General features: G+C 58.5%; 16 protein-coding genes. 9 read left to right on the top strand and 7 right to left on the bottom strand.

The annotated features are described in order from the left end of the window. Positions 1–41 precede the first annotated feature (41 nt). A complete protein-coding gene (locus P5706_RS16620; RefSeq protein WP_070413571.1) occupies positions 42–224 on the bottom strand; it encodes a hypothetical protein in 183 nt (60 codons plus the stop codon). Positions 225–285: 61 nt separating this feature from the next. Continuing rightward, positions 286–498, bottom strand: a complete 213-nt coding sequence (locus P5706_RS16615) for a hypothetical protein (RefSeq protein WP_070413572.1) — start codon at positions 496–498, stop codon at positions 286–288. A gap of 275 nt (positions 499–773) precedes the next feature. On the opposite strand from P5706_RS16615, the gene P5706_RS16610 reads away from it, so the two are divergent. Both P5706_RS16610 and namA read left to right on the top strand, forming a co-directional pair. After that, complete coding sequence (locus P5706_RS16610) at positions 774–1124, top strand: winged helix-turn-helix transcriptional regulator (RefSeq protein WP_153332835.1); 351 nt, start codon at positions 774–776, stop codon at positions 1122–1124. 168 nt (positions 1125–1292) lie between these two features. Continuing rightward, a complete protein-coding gene (gene namA, locus P5706_RS16605; RefSeq protein WP_070413574.1) occupies positions 1293–2360 on the top strand; it encodes an NADPH dehydrogenase NamA in 1068 nt (355 codons plus the stop codon). 181 nt (positions 2361–2541) lie between these two features. Here namA and P5706_RS37025 read toward each other — a convergent pair whose 3' ends face one another. The 3 genes from P5706_RS37025 to P5706_RS16595 all read right to left on the bottom strand — a co-directional run bounded on the left by P5706_RS37025 (position 2542) and on the right by P5706_RS16595 (position 5475). Beyond that, a complete protein-coding gene (locus P5706_RS37025; protein ID WP_153425704.1) occupies positions 2542–2832 on the bottom strand; it encodes a LysR substrate-binding domain-containing protein in 291 nt (96 codons plus the stop codon). A gap of 306 nt (positions 2833–3138) precedes the next feature. Beyond that, a complete protein-coding gene (locus P5706_RS16600) occupies positions 3139–4407 on the bottom strand; it encodes a tyrosine-type recombinase/integrase (protein WP_070413575.1) in 1269 nt (422 codons plus the stop codon). A 153-nt stretch (positions 4408–4560) separates the two neighbouring features. Next, a complete protein-coding gene (locus P5706_RS16595) occupies positions 4561–5475 on the bottom strand; it encodes a LysR family transcriptional regulator (protein ID WP_069787568.1) in 915 nt (304 codons plus the stop codon). A 247-nt stretch (positions 5476–5722) separates the two neighbouring features. Here P5706_RS16595 and P5706_RS16590 point away from each other — a divergent pair, with 247 nt between their 5' ends. From P5706_RS16590 to pgm, 4 genes are all read left to right on the top strand, one after another. Continuing rightward, a complete protein-coding gene (locus P5706_RS16590) occupies positions 5723–6745 on the top strand; it encodes a zinc-dependent alcohol dehydrogenase family protein (protein ID WP_017135574.1) in 1023 nt (340 codons plus the stop codon). 720 nt (positions 6746–7465) lie between these two features. Then, positions 7466–8896 (top strand): hypothetical protein, encoded by a 1431-nt coding sequence (locus P5706_RS16585; RefSeq protein WP_285680249.1) that lies wholly within the window; start codon positions 7466–7468, stop codon positions 8894–8896. After that, positions 8893–10299, top strand: a complete 1407-nt coding sequence (locus P5706_RS16580) for an aminotransferase class I/II-fold pyridoxal phosphate-dependent enzyme (RefSeq protein WP_285680247.1) — start codon at positions 8893–8895, stop codon at positions 10297–10299. Before P5706_RS16585 ends, P5706_RS16580 begins: the two co-directional genes overlap by 4 nt. 106 nt (positions 10300–10405) lie before the next feature. Next, the gene (gene pgm, locus P5706_RS16575) at positions 10406–12052 is read left to right on the top strand and encodes a phosphoglucomutase (alpha-D-glucose-1,6-bisphosphate-dependent) (RefSeq protein WP_285680245.1); all 1647 of its coding nucleotides are present in this window, start codon (positions 10406–10408) and stop codon (positions 12050–12052) included. A gap of 124 nt (positions 12053–12176) precedes the next feature. On the opposite strand, the gene P5706_RS16570 is transcribed toward pgm, so the two are convergent. Continuing rightward, positions 12177–12872 (bottom strand): pirin family protein, encoded by a 696-nt coding sequence (locus tag P5706_RS16570; protein ID WP_285680243.1) that lies wholly within the window; start codon positions 12870–12872, stop codon positions 12177–12179. Positions 12873–13092: 220 nt separating this feature from the next. On the opposite strand from P5706_RS16570, the gene P5706_RS16565 reads away from it, so the two are divergent. Further along, on the top strand, positions 13093–15540 hold the full coding sequence (locus P5706_RS16565) for a UvrD-helicase domain-containing protein (protein WP_285680241.1): 2448 nt from the start codon (positions 13093–13095) through the stop codon (positions 15538–15540). Between the two features lie 166 nt (positions 15541–15706). Here P5706_RS16565 and P5706_RS16560 read toward each other — a convergent pair whose 3' ends face one another. Next, positions 15707–15979 carry a DUF1652 domain-containing protein gene (locus P5706_RS16560; protein ID WP_026013572.1) on the bottom strand — a complete coding sequence of 91 codons (273 nt, stop codon included), beginning with the start codon at positions 15977–15979 and terminating at the stop codon, positions 15707–15709. Positions 15980–16234: 255 nt separating this feature from the next. On the opposite strand from P5706_RS16560, the gene P5706_RS16555 reads away from it, so the two are divergent. Continuing rightward, complete coding sequence (locus P5706_RS16555; protein WP_200432687.1) at positions 16235–17041, top strand: helix-turn-helix transcriptional regulator; 807 nt, start codon at positions 16235–16237, stop codon at positions 17039–17041. A 49-nt stretch (positions 17042–17090) separates the two neighbouring features. After that, positions 17091–18497, top strand: coding sequence for an NAD(P)/FAD-dependent oxidoreductase (locus tag P5706_RS16550; protein ID WP_285680236.1), 1407 nt, complete (start codon positions 17091–17093; stop codon positions 18495–18497). The last annotated feature ends 15 nt before the right edge of the window (positions 18498–18512 follow it).

Genomic DNA, 18512 nt, shown 5'->3' with positions numbered 1-18512 from the left:
TACAAAGCGATGACGTTTTTTGATCTGGCAACGAATTCTCTTCAAGACACTTCAGCCATAGGTCTACTTATGCTGATAGGTAAAGGGTGGGCTGCATTTATGCGACCCTCCAGCCTTTTGACGAAGGCTTCGGCTTCGGCATAACTGTGAAACTTAACGCGCCATGCATTCATCCACACGAGCCAGTCTTCGGGCGTCTCTGTCTCTTCGATTTTGATCAGCATCACGAGAATCCTTTCATGAGGTATCGATTCTCAAGCGATACAGAGAATGAGTAACTAGGTTTCATTTGGCGGTTTCTCTCGGTGGTTCAATGCCCTTTCTGACGGACTCGGCATTCAATTCGAGCGTGGTGATACCACCGAGGGCGGTGCTGGAAACGCCGATGGATCCCCTCTGATCTATCCACATTGCTATCGACTCAATGGCGTCGGCAAGCGCGAGTTCGTTTTCGTGGAGGGTTTCAAGTATGTCCGGTAATTGGGGAGGGGCTGACATGTCGACATTTCCTCGGAGTGAACTGGAAGACTAGCAGCGTCAGGTAGGGTGTGCTGAATCATCAACCTATCCCTTGTAGGTGGTGCAGCCGAGAGTAATCGGCCCAAGACGTGTTGGCCACTTCGGACGTGGTACAGTCACTGGGTCTTGTTAGAAAAACGCCATAAATTTGTAGGTAGTGCCATAAAGCGTACTGCCCTTTGGAGACCGTTGTGACCAAGCTTCGTAATTATGATGGTGCCCCTGGGTGCTCTATAGAGGCCGCACTGCACATCATGGGTGGAAAGTGGAAGGGCGTAATCCTTTATCACCTGCTACTGGATGGCACACACCGTTTCAACCAATTGCAGCGACGTCTCACTGGAGTGCCGCCTAGGTTGCTGATCAAGCAGCTTCGGGATATGGAAGAAGACGGTCTCCTAGTGCGAACTGTCTACCCAGTAGTACCGCCCAAGGTCGAATACGCACTTAGTGATGAGGGCCGAAGCCTTGAGCCTTTTATCCTGGGACTATGTGACTGGGGAGATGCGTGGTTGAAGCGTCGGGGCATGACCACTGCCGCTCAGATGAGGGCGGACGAGCAGCCACCTGGCGGAAAGTCCGACATCGCCCCCATGATTAGCTAGAAGCTTAAGGCCAGTTGCTCGGACTCTTGCAGTACGCTTAAGCGTACTATATGCAAATTTTTGCAGTATTTACGTTTTTATTATCTTCGATAGCCTTGTTCAAAACGCGTAGAGAGCAGAAGCACGTGCCCCGCGCATTCTTGAGCAAACTATTGGAGTATCTGAATTTTGGCCGCAAAACTTTTTGAACCCGTAACCATTGGTGGGTTAACACTTCGCAACCGAATTGCAATGTCTCCAATGTGCATGCACTCGGCAAGCGAAGACGGATGCGTCACTGATTTTCATACCGTGCATTACGGTGCTCGAGCATTGGGCGGCGCAGGGCTCGTTTTTTTGGAAACCACAGCCATCCTTTGCAACGGCGTTATTGGCCCCGGCGATATCGGTATCTGGGACGATGCACAAGTTGGGGGGCTGGCAAGGCTGGTGAAAACCATTCAACGCTTTGACGCCAAGGCAGGCTGTCAGCTGGGCCACGCAGGTCGTCAGTTGGGCGTTCCGGGGCCGTCTATTGCCCCATCGGCTATTCCGTTTACCAAGGATTCGCAAGTACCTCAGGCGCTCGACCTATACGGCATCAAAGGCGTCGTTGAGGCATTCCGCCAAGGCGCACGTCGCGCCCGCGAAGCTGATTTCGATGTTGTAGAAGTACATACCGCACATGGCTACCTCCTGAACGAGTTTCTCTCTCCGCTGGCTAACCATCGCACCGACGAATATGGCGGCAGTCACGAGAATCGTTATCGTATCGTCCGAGAAGTAATTGACGCTGTTCGGTCCGAATGGAAAGGCCCGTTGTTTGTCCGTATTTCTTCGACCGATTACACCGAAGGCGGCAATACTCCTGAAGATTTCCTGATCTACGGCAAGTGGATGAAAGAGCAGGGAGTTGACCTCATCGACTGTTCATCGGGTGGCATTGCAATGGTCAAAGTGAACGCTTTTCCTGCCTACCAGGTTCCTGCGGCTGAATTGCTGCGTCGTGAACTGGGCATCATGACGGGGGCGGTGGGCCTGATCGAAAGTGGTCGTCAGGCGGAAGAGATCGTCCAGAACGGTAGGGCAGACATAGTGCTGGTTGGCCGAGATATGTTGCGAGATCCCTTCTGGGCTCGCACTGCCGCCGATGAGTTGCGCACAGCTATCCCTGTGCCTCCGCAATACACCCGCTACGGTTCGGTGTGGCAGCGCAGTCAGCCGCCGTTGCCAGCAGCTCCTTTGACCGAAAACTGATGCGCCTAAAAACATAAAGGCTTGTTAAATTTACCCCTGATGCGCCACGCAGCGTCAGGGGTTTTACGATCCGTTTCTGCTCAGGCGAGGCGGTCAATCTTAGTCTGTTCAGTTTTACTGGGTATAGCGCCATCTTCGAGATCGGGCTCCAGGGATATTCAGTGTTTGAGGCTGTCAGCAATTACAGGCGTACGGATTTTGACGTGTGGGTAAGAAAGTCCATCACAGCTCTGATAGGAACCGAGCGTTTCAAATCGTGGTGAACCACTAGCCAGACGTTTCTTGAAAAGGGTGCGCCGTCATATTCGATGCGTTTCAGTCCTGGTTGTGCATCGCCGAGAAATCTTGGTGATCCAGCAATCCCAGCTCCAGAGCATGCAACCACCAATTGACTACTAACATCGCTTAGCTCACATCCAATTCGACGCTCGCCAGCAATGTTCAGAAGCCACTGTTGTTGCGGCAGATCCACAAATTGTGCGTCGTAAACGATGAATGCCCACCTGTCTGGACTATCAAAGAATGTTTAGTTGGGACTGGCATGCAAGGCATACGGAATATGGCCAATTTTGCGCACAACATCATTGGGTTCTTCGGGACGGGTCAGGCGTAATGCCACCTAGCTTCGCGTCGGCTCAACGATACCTGTTGAGGCTGTGCAGACATCTAAAGTGTGATTTCTGGATATTTGGCCCGGAATTCAGGCAAGCGATGGGCGAGCAAATGGGCTATCAATATCGTTTCCAGCTCAAATCTTCTGATTGTTTTCGCTGTGTCGTCAGTCTTTCCTCACTTGAGCTGCGTTGTGCCGCAGTTGGTCTAGGTAGTCAGCCCATTGTTGAGCCGCCTCCCGGCGCTGTACCAGCAGTTGCGCGCGCGCATACACAGCTCCCAACGCGCCTGGCATACGGTGGGATAACGACAGTTCGAGCACGATGGGGTCTATACCCAAGTGCTCGTGGGCAATGGTCCGGTAGGTAGCGCGAAAGCCGTGGGCAGTGATGTCGTACTCAGGCCAGATACGCTGGAAGGACTTGAGCATGGAGGTAGGATTAATGGGGCGGCCTGGATAGACCGGCGAGACGAACACCCAGCCTTTGCCGTCTTCATCCACCACGCGGGTTTTATGTAGCTCTCGTAACAGGACCAACGCTTGCTCAGGCAGCGGCACGATGTGTTTGCTCTTGTCCAGGTGCTTGGTCTTGCTCACCACATAACGCCAATCGGCGCCCACCAAGTCGACATCTTCCCAGCGCATCTGCACCAGTTCGCCTGGGCGAACCGGCAACATGACCAGCAGCCGCATTGCTGCGGCTACGCTGCCGTCGTTGCAGTCATCAAGCCGTAGAAGAAACCTGCCTAGGTCGGACGGCCTTTCGATCGCCGGGTTGCTGGTCACGATGTGGCGAATCTTCAACTCCTCAATGTTGCTGAGCGCCACGTTGCGCTCCACCCAGCCGCGACCTTCGGCAAATCCCAGAACGGCACGTATGATGGTGCGCACGCGCCGGGCCATGGCCATGGTCCGCTGGCGGCGCAACTCAGTGATGATCGTAGTGATGTGCTCCAACTTGATCTCGCTGATCGGTTTTTTGCCAATGGCAGGCAAGATGTGGTTGTTCAGCGCTCCGGTAAAGCCCGAGATGGATTTGGTCACCAGTTCGGCAGACTTGAATGCCAACCATTGCTCGGCCACGTAAGCGAAGGTGCGCTCTTCATTGAGCAACTGTGCCTCGATCTTGGCGGTCTTGGCCTTGAGCGGAGCGGTGTGGTTAGCCACGTCGCGGCGTGCGCCGCGGGCAATGTCGCGCGCCTCCTTGAGGCTAATGTCGGGGTAAGCGCCGATGGAGAAGCGGTTTTCCTTCCCATGCAGCCGATACTTCAATCGCCAAACCTTGGAAGGAGATTTGCCGACCTTACTCGACGCCCTCACCTCCAAGTAGAGGCCAGGAACTTCGCCATCGGCGTGTTTGCCAGGTTCGGTCAGTGACCGGATCAAGGCATCGCTGAGTTTTCGTTTGAAAACAACCGCATTATCTGGGGGCATCGGTGGGGGCATCCTTTTTAAGGAACCGAAATTTGCCCCCAATTATGCCCCCATGAGTCGTGGAATCCATTGGATTTAGACAGGCGGCTATGGACTTAAATAACCAATAAATTGTTGTTATTAAAAGGTTTTATGGAATTTAGTGGAATTCCGTTACAGGCTATCGGGGTCCCCGAAAAACATCTGAATCCGCGACCTCAACCACCGCTCCCCCGGATCATTATCCTGCGACCCACGCCACGCCATATGCAGCTCAAACGTGCGCACCGGCAATGGTGGGTCTTCGGCGCGCAAACCGCCCGCTGCAGTCAGTGCCTCGGCGGCGTAATCCGGTACGGTGGCGAGGATGTCGGTGCCGGCCAGCAGTGTGCCTAGGCCATTGAATTGCGGCACGGCCAGTACCACGTGGCGTTTGCGATCGAGTTTTTCCAGCTCTTCATCAATAAACCCGCTCAGGTCGCCCGCGAAGGATACGAGGGCGTGAGGGCGGGCGCAGAAGTCGTCCAGGCTCAGGGAGCCGGGCACGCTGTCGGCACGCAGCAGTTTCGGCAGGCTGCGGCGCAGCACCTTGCGTTTGGCGTTGGCCGGCAGGTCGGCGGTGTAGCTCACACCAATCGAAATTTCCCCAGAGGCGAGCAGGCCCGGCATCAGGATGTAGTTGACGCGGCGCACCACCAGCACAATGCCTGGCGCCTCGGCACGCAGGCGCTTGAGCAGTTGCGGCAGCAGGGCGAATTCAACGTCGTCGGACAGGCCGATACGGAACACGGCGGTGCTGGTGGCGGGGTCGAATTCGGCGGCGCGGCTCACGGCGGTGGAAATCGAGTCCAGGGCCGGGGAGAGCAGGGCGAAGATTTCCACGGCACGTGCGGTCGGCTCCATGCTGCGCCCGGTGCGCACAAACAGCGGGTCATCGAACAGCCCGCGCAGGCGCGACAACGCCGCGCTGATGGCCGGCTGGCCAAGGAACAATTTCTCGGCAGCGCGGGTCACACTGCGCTCATGCATCAAGGTTTCGAATACGATCAAGAGGTTAAGGTCGACACGACGCAGGTCGTTACGGTTCATCTTGTGTCCTGGAAGAGTCAGCAAACTTGACGTGAGCGGCCACATGTAAACAATGACCGGCATGAATCTTACGGGGAAAGGCTGGTACTCTGCACCGGATAATTGAGTTTTCCTACGATCCTTGAGGTGAATGCCTCGGTTGCGGAATCAATGACAGGCATGTCGACTATTAATGGCGACCGGTGGTCTTACCCGGAAAGCCCAGATAGAGTTCATGGCATTAGAGGTTACTTTGACGAGGTTTGCGATGTCCCGCACGATCCGTTTTCACAAGTTTGGTCCGGCCGAGGTGCTCAAATGCGAAGAGCATGCAGCCGCGCAGCCCGCACCGGGCGAAGTGCAGGTGCGTGTCGAAGCGATTGGCATCAGCTGGTATGACATTCTGTGGCGCCAGAACCTGGCGTCTTCCCATGCACGTCTGCCGTCCGGCCTTGGCCATGAGATGGCCGGGGTGGTGGTGGCTCTCGGTGAGGGTGTGGATGACTTGGCGGTGGGCGATAAAGTCGCCAGTTTTCCGGCCGAGAGCCCCAATGATTACCCGGTATATGGCGAGCAAATCGTACTCCCGCGTTCGGCGCTGACCCGTTATCCGGATGTGCTGAGCCCGATTGAAGCCAGCGTGCATTACACGCCGCTGTTGATCGCCTACTTTGCCTATATGGATCTGGCACGGGTCAAACCCGGCCAATTTGCCTTGGTGACTGACGCCAGCCACTGTGCCGGCCCTTCGTTTGTGCAATTGGGTAAAGCGCTGGGCGTGCGAGTGATCGCCGCGACCAAAGACAGCGCCGAGCGTGAATACCTGCTGTCGCTGGGGGCCGAAAAGGTCATCGTCACCGAAGAGCAGGACCTGCTGATGCAAATCAACAAGTTCACCGATAACCGCGGCGTGGATGTGGTGTTCGATGGCTTGGGCGGCCCGCAGATGTCGTTGCTCGGTGATGTGCTGGCGCCGCGTGGCAGCCTGGTGCTCTATGGTTTGCAAGGTGGCAACCAGACGCCATTCCCGGCCTGTGCAGCGTTCCAGAAGAACATCCAGTTCTTTGTGCACTGTATCGGTAACTTCACCGGTAAGCCGGAGTTGGGCATCATTCAGGACCACGTTGCCTTGCAGCGCGCCTTGCGTGACATCAACCAGTTGACGGCCGACCGCGTACTGGTGCCACTGAAAACCACAGTGTTTGCGTTCAACCAGTTTGTAGAAGCACACCGTTACATGGACGAATGCCCGTGCCGCGAGCGCGTAGCGTTGCAGGTTGAGGCTGTTTGAGGTGTAGGAAGATTCGTAAATGATGCTTGAAAACCCTGGGCGCATGGGGCAAATGCGCCATTTAACAGGGTTGAATCCGCGCGTTACCTGAAACGCGCTAAGGCCATCCGGCCCCGCAAACGATGCTCTTTTTCCCTCCGCCGCCCTGAAATTCAGCGCGGCGTTGTTGTGTCTGGGCCCTGCACATTTGCCCCCATCATTATCTGAACTGCTTTCCGGCCAGTTTCTGTATCTGTTAATCATTATTTCAGTCCCGATAATTGGCACTTCACTTTCAACTCAAGGACTGAGTTATGAATGATTTCCTGATTCAACAGCAGGCACTTCCTGATACTACGAGTGACGCAGCCTCTGCCAGGACGCGAGGCAGTCGCCATTCCAAGGGTGGGTTTCAATCGATGCATAGCTGGAGATTGAAGTTTGACAAGTTTTATTTGTCGGATAGATCTTTAAGTTCAAGGTTAATGGGTTGTAGGAGCTTGTCTGAATATTCCTAGGAGTGCCGTAGCCAATCGCCAGGATGCTTGTAGTACGGCGTTTTGGGGTCAGGCACGCTGGAGGGTGAGCTCAATCAGCAGCTCCTATCGATTTGTTACCGGGTGCTAGTGTTTATCTGTCGCACACAGTGCGCCGCCGGGAACGTTTTTACCTATGCACTAGATCGCGCAACTACGCTCGGCAGTTGTTTGGAACTGATATTTCAACTCAGGTAGTAGAACTATGAGCGCTATTCACGAGCAGGCCATGAATTATGTTTACCAGCAAGTTCAACAACGCTTGGTGGGGTACTTCACACGCGCAGAGCGCACCGCACTTCAATTATTGATTCAGCGTATTGTCGTTGCCGCTGGCGGTATGGAACAGGTAGGCGATTACAAAGTGCTGGTGGCCCACGGTGGTGGTGAAGTCAGCAGCTACACCTTGGCGTTACTGCGTGCCGCACAGTTGAGTATTGCCGGGCGTGCGCCCAAGACGTTCCAGCTACGGGTGGCGACGCTGCGCCACGCCGGTATGACGCAAGACACCCTCGAGGCGATTCATCGCGGCTACAGCCGGCTGTTTTTCCACGATGACGACCGAGTCGAACTGTTGATGGTCGAGAACGAACAGGTGTTGCCCTTCAACCATCAGCGCCCGGCCTCCAGCCGCGGCTGTGAAGCTCATCAGCGCAACATGTTGATGGTGGGGCATCTGACCTCCGGCGATGTTCGCGCCACACTGTGTAACGATGCCTACCTGGCCCTGGGGGATTTTTATCAGCGTGTCACCGCCTGGAACGGTGGCGTGCACGCGTTGGTCAGTGGCGACTCCGCGCGCAAACAGAGCCAGTTGCTGGCCTGGCTGAAAAAGGCTGCCCGAGCCAAAAGCGTCAAGACTGCCAAAGGCAAGCCGACGTCGCTCGGCGGGTTGTTTACGCGCATGGATGAGTGGAGCGGCGACTTCTACCGTGACCTGTATGGCGAGCACTATGTGCCCAAGGCGGACGTCAGCCCAGGTGGGTATCGCCACCTCGCCTATATCGGGATTGCCGACCTGCTCGAAGGCATCGACCGCGCCAATTCGCCATCGCTCATCGATTTCATGGCTTATACGCCGGATCCGCAGGGCTTTCACTTTAGCCACCCGAGCTTTGCCAACCCGCCGTTGATGGCGCACTTGCGCGGCTTGCAGGCCGAATGCCTGCGCGAGCTGCATTACGAGGAGGGCGTCGAAGAGTTCCTGGGCCAGGCGCGCAATCATCTGCGACGTCGGCAGGTGCCCGAAGAGCTGGTGAACCAGTTGCTCAATCACGAGGAGCGCGCGGTGTCGAGCAGCCATGCCCAACAGTTCTTCGGGTTGGACGAGAACCAGCTGGTCTGCCTGTTGTTTTCACCTTTCATTCATCACGGCGAACGGCTGGAAGGCTACCTGCGCCAGTGCCACCCCGGCATGCTGGTGGCGTTGCCCGAGCTGCACAAGGTCTTGCAGGGCAAGCCGGCAGCCGAAATGTTGCAGCAATGGGTGGCCGACGCCAGTGGCCTGCCATTGATTTTGCTGCAGCATTTGTATCGCAAACGGCCGATGAACCTGGCCCCCGGCGGCGCCCGCAATGCGCCTTTGCCAAGGGCCCAGGCGCGTGACGGCATGGCCTTGCAGCTGGCTGGGCGATGACATTGCGAGGTGCGCGGCAGGCTGATTTCGCTTATCAGGCGGTCTATCGCTACATGATCAACCTGATTAACGAGGTCAGCACCGATACGCGGGTGAAGCTACCGTCGCTGCGCCAGTTATCCCAGCGCCTGAACGTGTCAATCTCGACCATTCAATATGCGTATTCGCTGCTGGAAAAGGAGGGCAGGGTGTATTCGGTGGCCAAGTCGGGTTACTTCGCTTGGCCGCTTGCCGGGCACACGGTGGCCTGCCCTGGCGGGGATTTGCTTGAACGTCTCTACCTCGCGGCCCGGCGGCCGGGTATGACGGTGCTCAGTGGCGACGAACCGGCGTTGCTGGCATCACTGGACGGTACCTTGCTGCGCCTTGAGCGCGAGCTGGTGCGCCAGTATCCAGGGCATCTGCAGCCTTGGTCTCAGCCCTGCGGGGTATGGGAGCTGAGAACGGCGCTGGCGGCCCGCTACACCTCTTCACCCACCCGCTGCTGGCACGCTGATGACGTTTACATCGGCGCAGACTTACGCGGGGTACTCGACATCCTTGTCGAAGTATTGGGTTTGCGCGGTTCCACGGTGGTGGTCGAGTCGCCCTGCGAGTGGTCGATCCTGCGCCTGCTGCAGGATGCCGGGGTGCGTATCCTTGAGCTGCCCTGGAGTGATGATGGCCGCCTGGAGCTGGCAGTGCTCGAAGGAATGCTACGTAACGAATCGGTGCAATTGGTTTTGCTGTCGTCGTCGGTCAGCCTGCCGTCAGCCTTTGCCTTGCAGCCTCAAGACCGCCTGGAGGTGGCACAACTGCTCGATCGGTACGATTGCTGGCTATTGGAAAACGACACCTGCGGTGAATTGGGATTCAAGTCGGCACCGGTTGCCCTGCGCGATCTGGTCAACCCTGAGCGGTTGGTGGTGTTTGCCTCTTTAGAGAAAATACTCGGGCCAGAGGCGCCGTTTGGCTACCTGTTGTCGCGACACTTTAGTAGTGAATTACAGCGCCAGTTCCTGCTGCGCTCGTTCCGGCTGTCCTCCATTCGCCAGCGCGCGATTGCGCGCTTGTACCACAGCGGCAAAATCGACCAGCACCTGCATCACTTGCGCCGGCTGCTGCGTGACCAGGCGGGCGAAATGAGAGAACTCCTGGATCGGCACCTGGGTGATCAAGTGAATTACCGAATGCCGGCGGGCGGGGCGACCTTTTGGTTGGGCGCGACCCGGGCGGTGGACATGCGCAAGGCTTTCCACGCCTTGCTGGCGCGTCAGGTAGTCGTGGCGCCCGGTGAGCTGTTCAGCCTGTGCGGCCTGCACCACCAGCAGCTGCGGTTGAGCAGCACCTTCCACGGGCAGCCCAACCTGGACATCGCCCTGGCATCGGTGGGCGAGGCGCTGCGTGATGCACAGATCAGCTAGATGCATGAAACTTCTCTATGGCTTGTAGGATCAATACCGTCGCGCAGTAGTCCAACTCTCAGTAAACTGTCATTTTTTCCGACTCCTTCTTTCTCGAGGTTTATGCATGACAATCAGTCCTTTTGCGGGCAAGCCGGCGCCAGCTCAGTTGCTGGTGGATATCCCGCGACTGGTCACGGCCTATTACACCGGCCAGCCTGATGCAGCGATCTCTACCCAGCGCGTAGCCTTTGGTACTTCCGGGCACCGTGGCAGCTCGTTCGAGCTGAGTTTCAACGAATGGCACGTGTTTGCCATCAGCCAGGCCATTTGCCTGTACCGTGAAGCCCAGGGCATCAATGGCCCCTTGTTCGTCGGCTTGGACACCCACGCGCTGTCGACCCCGGCGGGCGCCAGCGCCCTGGAAGTGCTGGCAGCCAACGGCGTGCACGTGATGCTGGCTGAAGGCGATGAATACACGCCGACCCCGGCCATTTCCCACGCCATCATTTGCTACAACCGTGGCCGTACCAGTGGCCTGGCGGACGGTATCGTGATTACACCGTCGCACAACCCGCCACAAAGCGGCGGCTACAAGTACAACCCGCCCAATGGTGGCCCGGCCGATACCCACGTCACCAAGTGGATCGAAGCCAAGGCCAACGAGTTGCTGGCCAACCGGCTGGCCGGGGTTAAACGCATTACCCATGCCCAGGCGCTCAAGGCCGACACCACCCATCGCCATGACTACCTCAACAGCTACGTAGCTGACCTGGTCAATGTGATCGATATGGACGCCATCCGCAGCGCCGACCTGCGCCTGGGCGTGGATCCGTTGGGCGGAGCAGGCGTGCGCTACTGGTCGGCGATTGCCGAGCATTACCGTTTGAACCTGGACGTGGTGAACACCGAGGTCGACTCGACTTTCCGCTTCATGAGCGTCGACTGGGACGGCCAGATCCGCATGGACCCGTCCTCCAGCTATGCGATGCAAGGTTTGATCGGCCTCAAGGAACGTTTCGACGTCGCCTTCGCCTGTGACCCGGACCACGACCGCCACGGCATCGTTACGCCATCCGGTGGCCTGCTGGCACCGAATAACTACCTTGCCGTGTCGATTGATTACCTGTTCCAGAATCGTCCGCAGTGGCGCGCCGATGCCGCTGTGGGCAAGACCGTGGTCAGCAGCGGCTTGATTGATCGCGTTGCGGCGCGTATCGGCCGGCGCCTGTACGAAGTGCCGGTAGGCTTCAAGTGGTTTGCCGACGGCCTGTTCGAAGGCTCGCTGGGCTTTGGTGGCGAAGAAAGCGCCGGCGCCTCGTTCCTGCGCAAGGACGGCACGGTGTGGAGCACCGACAAAGACGGCCTTATCCCGGCCTTGCTGGCCGCTGAAATGACCTCGCGCAAAGGCCAGGACCCAAGCCAGATCTACCGTGGCCTGACGGATGCGCTGGGTGAGCCGTTCGCGATTCGTGTTGACGCCAAGGCGACCCCGGCGCAGAAAGCGTTGCTGGGCAAACTGTCGCCGGAGCAGGTCACCTCGACGCAACTGGCCGGGGAGAGCATCCAGCAAATCCTCAGCCATGCGCCGGGTAATAATCAGGCAATCGGCGGCTTGAAAGTGATGACCGAAAACGGCTGGTTCGCCGCGCGGCCATCGGGCACCGAGGACATCTACAAGATCTACGCCGAAAGCTTTGTGGGTGAAGACCATCTCAAGCAGTTGGTGGAAGAGGCGCAGGTGCTGGTAGACGGCGCCATCAGTTCTAACTGACGCACAGCCAACAATGTGGGAGCTGGCTTGCCTGCGATGCGCACAACTCGGTACATCAGGTACACAGAGTTGACGCTATCGCAGGCAAGCCGGCTCCCACAGTTGATTGGGTTCGGGCGGAAGGTCAGGCCAGGTCTACTAGCACGATTTCGCTGTCTTCAACCGCGGTCACCCGCAACACCTGCTCATCTTCCACCGCCACACCGTCTCGCGCTTGCGCACGCAGGCCATTGACTTCTATCACCCCGGTCGCCGGCACCAGATACGCCCGGCGCCCGCTGTCCAGCCGATACTCGGCACTTTCCCCAGCCTTCAAGTTAGCCGCCACCAGACGTGCGTCCGCCCGAATGCGCAAGCTTTCAGTGTCACCGGCCTTGCCGCTGGCCAGGGTCACAAAACCCTCGCGATTGCCCTTGGGAAACGGCTTGGCACCCCATGATGGCGGCAGCCCGGCTTCATTCGGGATGATCCAGATTTGGAAAATCTTCGCCGGCGTGGCTTCCAGGTTGTATTCACTGTGGGCAATCCCGGTGCCGGCGCTCATGACCTGCACGTCTCCCGCTTCGGTGCGGCCGTTATTGCCGAGGTTGTCGGCATGGCTGATCGCGCCTTCACGCACATACGTGATGATTTCCATGTCGCGATGCGGGTGCTGCGGGAAGCCCGTGCCGGGCGCAATGATGTCGTCGTTCCACACCCGCAGGTTGCCCCAGTGCATACGCTTGGGGTGGTGGTACTCGGCGAAGGAAAAGTGATGATGGGCATCGAGCCAGCCATGATGGGCACCGCCCAGGCTATTGAAAGGTCGAAGTTCAAGCATGAGGGATCTCCTGTGGATGGTGGCTATCATCCAGCAGTACATGATCGATAAAAAGCGTAAAAAATGCCTGATTCCCATCAATTCATTCGATTGATTGCTGGCGTTTTGACTTTTACTTCATCGCCTAACCGCATGACAACAAAGCAATTGGCTGGAACTGCGCGCCGATTCCGGCGACCATGGCACCTTCACCAGAACCACCCATATCGCTGGAGTCCGCGTGCCGCAACAAACGCCTGATCTGCCCCCTGAACTGCGCCCCTTGGCAGAAATGCCTCTGCTGAAACGACTCGCCGCCCGTTTGTTTGGCCATGGCCTCACGCGTTTGCGTGCCCAGCACCGGTTCTCCTGGCTGCACGGCCAGGCTGACGGCTTTCGCAGCGGGCACGAAGCCGGCGTGGAGTATGGCTACCGCGAAGGCAAGGCTGACGGCCTCGAAGAAGGTCGGCAGGTGTTGCTGATCCGCGACTTCCGCCCCGATGAGCACCGTGCGCCGGGGGTGGATGACAGCCTGTTCGACGATTGGCGCCTGCCACTCACGGCCGACGTGAAGAAGCGCATGAAGGCTGACGTAGCACGCTTGCTGCCGGCCCATGCCCAGCCCAGTGCTGCGCAGTGGAAGATGATCTTCAGTGACACACCCTCGACCTCGGTGATTGCCGGTGCCGGCGCGGGTAAATCCACCTCGCTGGTGCTGCGCATCCTCTTGCTGAGCCACTACCTGGGCTTTGAGCTGAGTTCGATGACCGTGGTGACTTTCACCCGCGAATCGCGCAAAGACTTCATCAACAAGCTCATGGAGATTCTCGGCCTGTGGGGCCAGCCCCTTGGTTTCAAAGAAGCTCAGACCGTGGTGCGCACCTTCCATTCACGCATCCTGCCGATGGTACGCAGCCTGCCAGGCTTCGAACGGCTGCAAGCGTTTGAAAACCTCAGCAGCGGTTTCGAGGACGCCGACAGCAACCCCTTCGACCTGCGCATCAGCGATGCCCAGCGCCAACAGATGAACAGCTGTTATCACCGCCTGCATGGCCGCCATGCGCGCTTTCGCGAGCTGATCGCACCGCTGGCCCGCCATGGCCTGCAACTCAAAGAACTTGAGCGCGACCACCCGGACGTGCAAAAGCGCATCGCTGTCACCGAACTGGCGGCCAAGCGCGATGAAGAACTCTGCGACGTGATCGAGGATCTGTGGTTTCGCGCCGGCGCCTGGCCGATCAAGGGCATAGAGCCCAGTCGCCAGACCTTCGAAATCAATGGTGCGCTGTTTCATTGCCACGGCTACATCGCGGAACTGGACGCCTGGGTGGTACTGGGTTTTGATCCGCGGGAAAACGCTCAGGTCAGCCGGCCGAATGCAAAGCTTTCCGTGCGTGCCGAATGGGCGGTAAAGCGCACCTTGTTTCAAGCATTCTGTCGCAAGCCACTGATATGGTTAGATAATTATGAGTCGTCAAGGCGCCTTTTAACCAGTCTGGCGGGTGATGCCAGCGCCGGGCCGGGCTTTGATTACAAGGTCAAGGGCGAGCTGGCCTCGGCGCCGCTGTTGGACAGTTTCGTGATGGCGGCCGGGTTTATCGAGAATCTCGGGTTGGATGTGCCAACGGCTGTGGGGCAAATGAGCTTCGCCAAGGACGACCCGGACCGGGGCTACTTTGAAGCCTTGAGCATTTTCTGGAAGGCGCTGGAAGATCACTTGCTCGATCAATCGCCGCCCATCATGACCTATAACCGCATGTTCTCGCTGTTCGGTGAGAACACCCCGGAGAACCTCAAGCTGCTCAGCGATCCACTGCTGCGGCCGATGTCGCACCTGATGATCGACGAGTTCCAGGACGTATCGCCGCAGATCGTCTCGTGGGTTCGCGCCAGCCTGCGCGAGATTCGCAGCCGTGGCCCGGCGATGCATGTGGGGCGTGGCGCGCAACGCTCGTCCTTGCTGTGCGTGGGTGATGACTGGCAGTCGATCTATGGCTGGCGCGGCAGTTCGCCCAAATACTTCATGGCGTTCAACCAGGAGTTCCCATCGCCCAGCACCACACGCGTGATGCTGAGTGAGAACTACCGTAGCCACCAGCACATCATCGACGCTGCCGAGCATGTGGTACGCACGGCCCCCGCGATCCCCGGCAAGAAGGCCAAGGCCAGTGGCGAGCCCAAGGCTTTGCAACCCGTAGTAGTGCTGGAACGGGACGACGCCGCGCTGGGCCGGCAGTTGGCGGAACACTATCAACGGGGTGATACGGTGCTAATGCTTTATCGAAAAAGCAGCGATAAGCTGTTGATTCAAGAGCATATTCAGTCCGTAGTTAATGTGGATTCTAGCTTGCAGCCACAGGATCGCCGACTCAAACAGCTGACTTATCACAGTGCCAAGGGCCTGCAAGCAGACGCGGTATTCCTGCTCGGGGATTGCCAGCACGTCACCAGTTCGCCTTACAAAAACCAGGTTTACCGCATGGCGGGCCTGGGCAAAGACGGCGACAGCGAGCCCTACGACACCGCGCAGAAAGACGAAGTGCTGCGCCTGGCCTATGTCGGCATTACTCGGGCGGTGAGCCATTGCTACTGGTATGTGGAGAAGCCGGAAGGCCAGGGCGTGAATGTGCCGAGGGCTTCGGAGCGGGTCGATGGGCGAAAGGTGTTTTTTGATGACCGACGCAGCTAGGAGCTATACACAGTTCTATAAGTGTGGCGAGCAAGCTTGCTTGCGCTGGGGTGCGAAGCGCCCCCCCAAAAAAGCCTGCTCCAGCTGCGCTGTCGAACGGGAGCAAGCTCCCTCGCCACAGCAAGCCCGCTCCCACATTAGATAGTCATCGCCTTATAAATGAATGTTAAGCCCGCAACGACAGCGGCGGCACAAAACACTCCAGCTCATCCTCCACCGCTTCTATGATGCGTTCGACATCGGCCGCATTCATCACCGTGGCGCAAGGAATGCCGGCAATCGCGATCAACGTCTCGCCGCTGGCCCGGTCGAACAGACGCGCGACCATGCTGCCGGGGGCGTCCATGCTGCCCTCGAAGCCCATTGGATGAAAATGCCAGCGCATCAGCTGGCAGGCGTTGGGAAATGTCACTTTGTTCATGTTGCCCACCTTGTTCATTGAGCGCTTCCTTTAGCTCGCGGCAGGGGCCATGACCTTCACTGGTCGTGGCATCAAGACCTTCAAAATAGCATTCGTTCGCAAGCGCGCGGTGACTTTTTAGGGGCCGTTCGGCAGTTCTTTTGCGGTTATATGACGTAGGTCATGTCTTACTCAAAACTAGGCAAAAGGCCATTAGTCAGAAGTTACAGTTGGCCATTGAATGCAGCCTGCAAATTCGGCAATCTACCAGGCATTCCCGCCGCAGAGCCTTCCATGCAACCTGTCTTGAGTGAAGAGTGCGAACAAACCCAAGCCACCGGCGATCTGGTGTTACGCCATCACCTGTGCTGGCGCCACCGTGACCTGGATGGCGTGATGTCCTACTACCACCCCGATATCCAATACCACGATTTCTTCCAAAACCGCGTGGTGGGCTACGCCGAATTGCGCGAGTACCTGCAAGCCAGCATGCCGCGTGGCGCCGACGAGGCGATCGAGCACATCGACCGCATTCGTGCCGACGGCGACACCGCGTTTATCCAGTACCGCATTACGCTGCGCGGCGGGCAGGGCCTGGTGTCATTTCGCACCAGTGAGGCGATCACCGTGCGCGATGGATTGATCTGGCGCGTCAACGAGTACGCCTCCCTGGTGCACGAGCAGCCGGCCCAAGCCCTGCGTCCGACGGTCAGCCGCCTGGGCCTGTCGCCCCAGCAATTGGGGCATATGGCCAACGATCTGCAGCAGTACTTCGAACGCAAGCAACCCTATCTCGACCCGGACCTGGACCTGCAACGGGTAGCCACGGAGTGCGGCTACAGCCGCAACCAGATTTCCTACCTGCTTAACCAGGTGCTGGGGCAGAGCTTCTACCGCTACGTCAACCAGGCCCGGCTTCAACACTTGCTGGCCGCGCTGGCCAAGGCCGTGCCGCCGATAAAGGTCGATGACCTGGCCTTTGCCGCGGGTTTCAACTCTTTGTCGGCGTTCTACAGCGCGTTCCGCCAGCACACCGGGCAATCGCCCAAGGCCTACGTCAAACAAATTTCTCTGCGTGCACGCGCGCAAGACAGCCCATAACGCCGCGCTCTAGGATCCAGCCTATCGAAATGAGGGTGGAGAGCTTGGCATGCCGGCATGGCGCAACATCAGTTTATGGATGGACCAGTTGGACGACCCGCTGGTAGCGCGGCCGTCCCTTGCGCACGACCTGGACGTCAATGTGGCGATTATCGGCGCCGGGTACACCGGGCTGTGGACCGCCTACTACCTCAAGCGCCAGGCCCCTGAGCTGAACATCGCGATTATCGAAGCGCAGACCGCAGGCTTCGGCGCATCGGGCCGCAATGGCGGCTGGCTGATGGGTAATTTGCTCGGCGAAGACCGCCTGCTGGCCGGGCTGTCGCCACAACAGCGCCGCGCTTCTTTCGACTTGCTGCACGGCATTCCCGATGAAGTCGCCCAGGTGCTGACCCGCGAAGGCATCGAGTGCGACTACCGCAAGGGCGGCGTGCTGTACTGCGCGGCGCGCTACCCGGAGCAGGAAGGCAGCCTGCGCCGTTACTTGGACAAGCTCTACGCCCAGGGCCTCACCGAAGCGGATTACCGCTGGCTGAGCCCGCAACAACTGGCCGAGCAGATCCGCATCGCCAAACCGTATGGCGGTATCTATGCACCCCATGTCGCGACCATCAACCCCGCCAAACTGGTGCGCGGCCTGGCGCGGGTGGTGGAGAGCCTGGGCGTGACGATCTATGAGAACAGCCCGGTCACCCATTGGCAGTCCGGCAGCGTGCGCACGGCCAATGCCAGCGTACGCGCCGCGTGGGTGGTGCCGGCGGTTGAGGGTTACGCCACCACGTTGCCGCCGTTGGGGCGCTATCAGTTACCGGTGCAAAGCCTGATTGTCGCCACCGAACCGTTGCCGGCCAGCACCTGGGATGAGATCGGCTTGAACCGAGGCCAGGCGTTTGGCGAAAGCAGCCGCCAGGTCACCTACGGCCAGCGTTCGGCGGATGACCGCCTGATATTCGGCGCCCGTGGCGGCTATCAGTTTGCCGGCAAGCTGCGCCATAACTTTGACCTGAGCACCGACGAGGTGGAGCTGCGTCGCTACCTGTTCAGCGAACTCTTCCCACAGCTCAAAAACGTCAGGATTACCCACTCCTGGGGCGGCAACCTCGGCATGTCGCGCAACTTCCGACCGCACATGCTCTGCGATCACAAAACCGGTATCGCGCTGTCCGGCGGTTATGGCGGGGAGGGCGTCGGCGCCACCAACCTCGGTGGTCGTACGCTGGCCGACATGATTCTGGGCCTCGATACGCCGCTGACCACTCAGCCCTGGGTGATCCGCGAGCGTGGCCTGGACGCGCTCAAGGCGTGGGAGCCCGAGCCCTGCCGATGGCTGGGTTACAACGCGATCATTCGCAGTTTTGTCCATGAAGACCAGGTGTTGGCCAACCCCAACACCGCGCCTTGGCGGCGCAAATTGGCGACCGGCGTGGCCGGGTTCATGGAAGGTTTCATGCACTGAGACGTTTCACTCACA

This window comes from Pseudomonas sp. ChxA, from assembly GCF_030263855.1.
Classification (GTDB): domain Bacteria; phylum Pseudomonadota; class Gammaproteobacteria; order Pseudomonadales; family Pseudomonadaceae; genus Aquipseudomonas; species Aquipseudomonas fluorescens_CB.
Note: the sequence above shows the minus strand (reverse complement) of the source record. Positions and strands in the feature narration are given on the sequence as shown.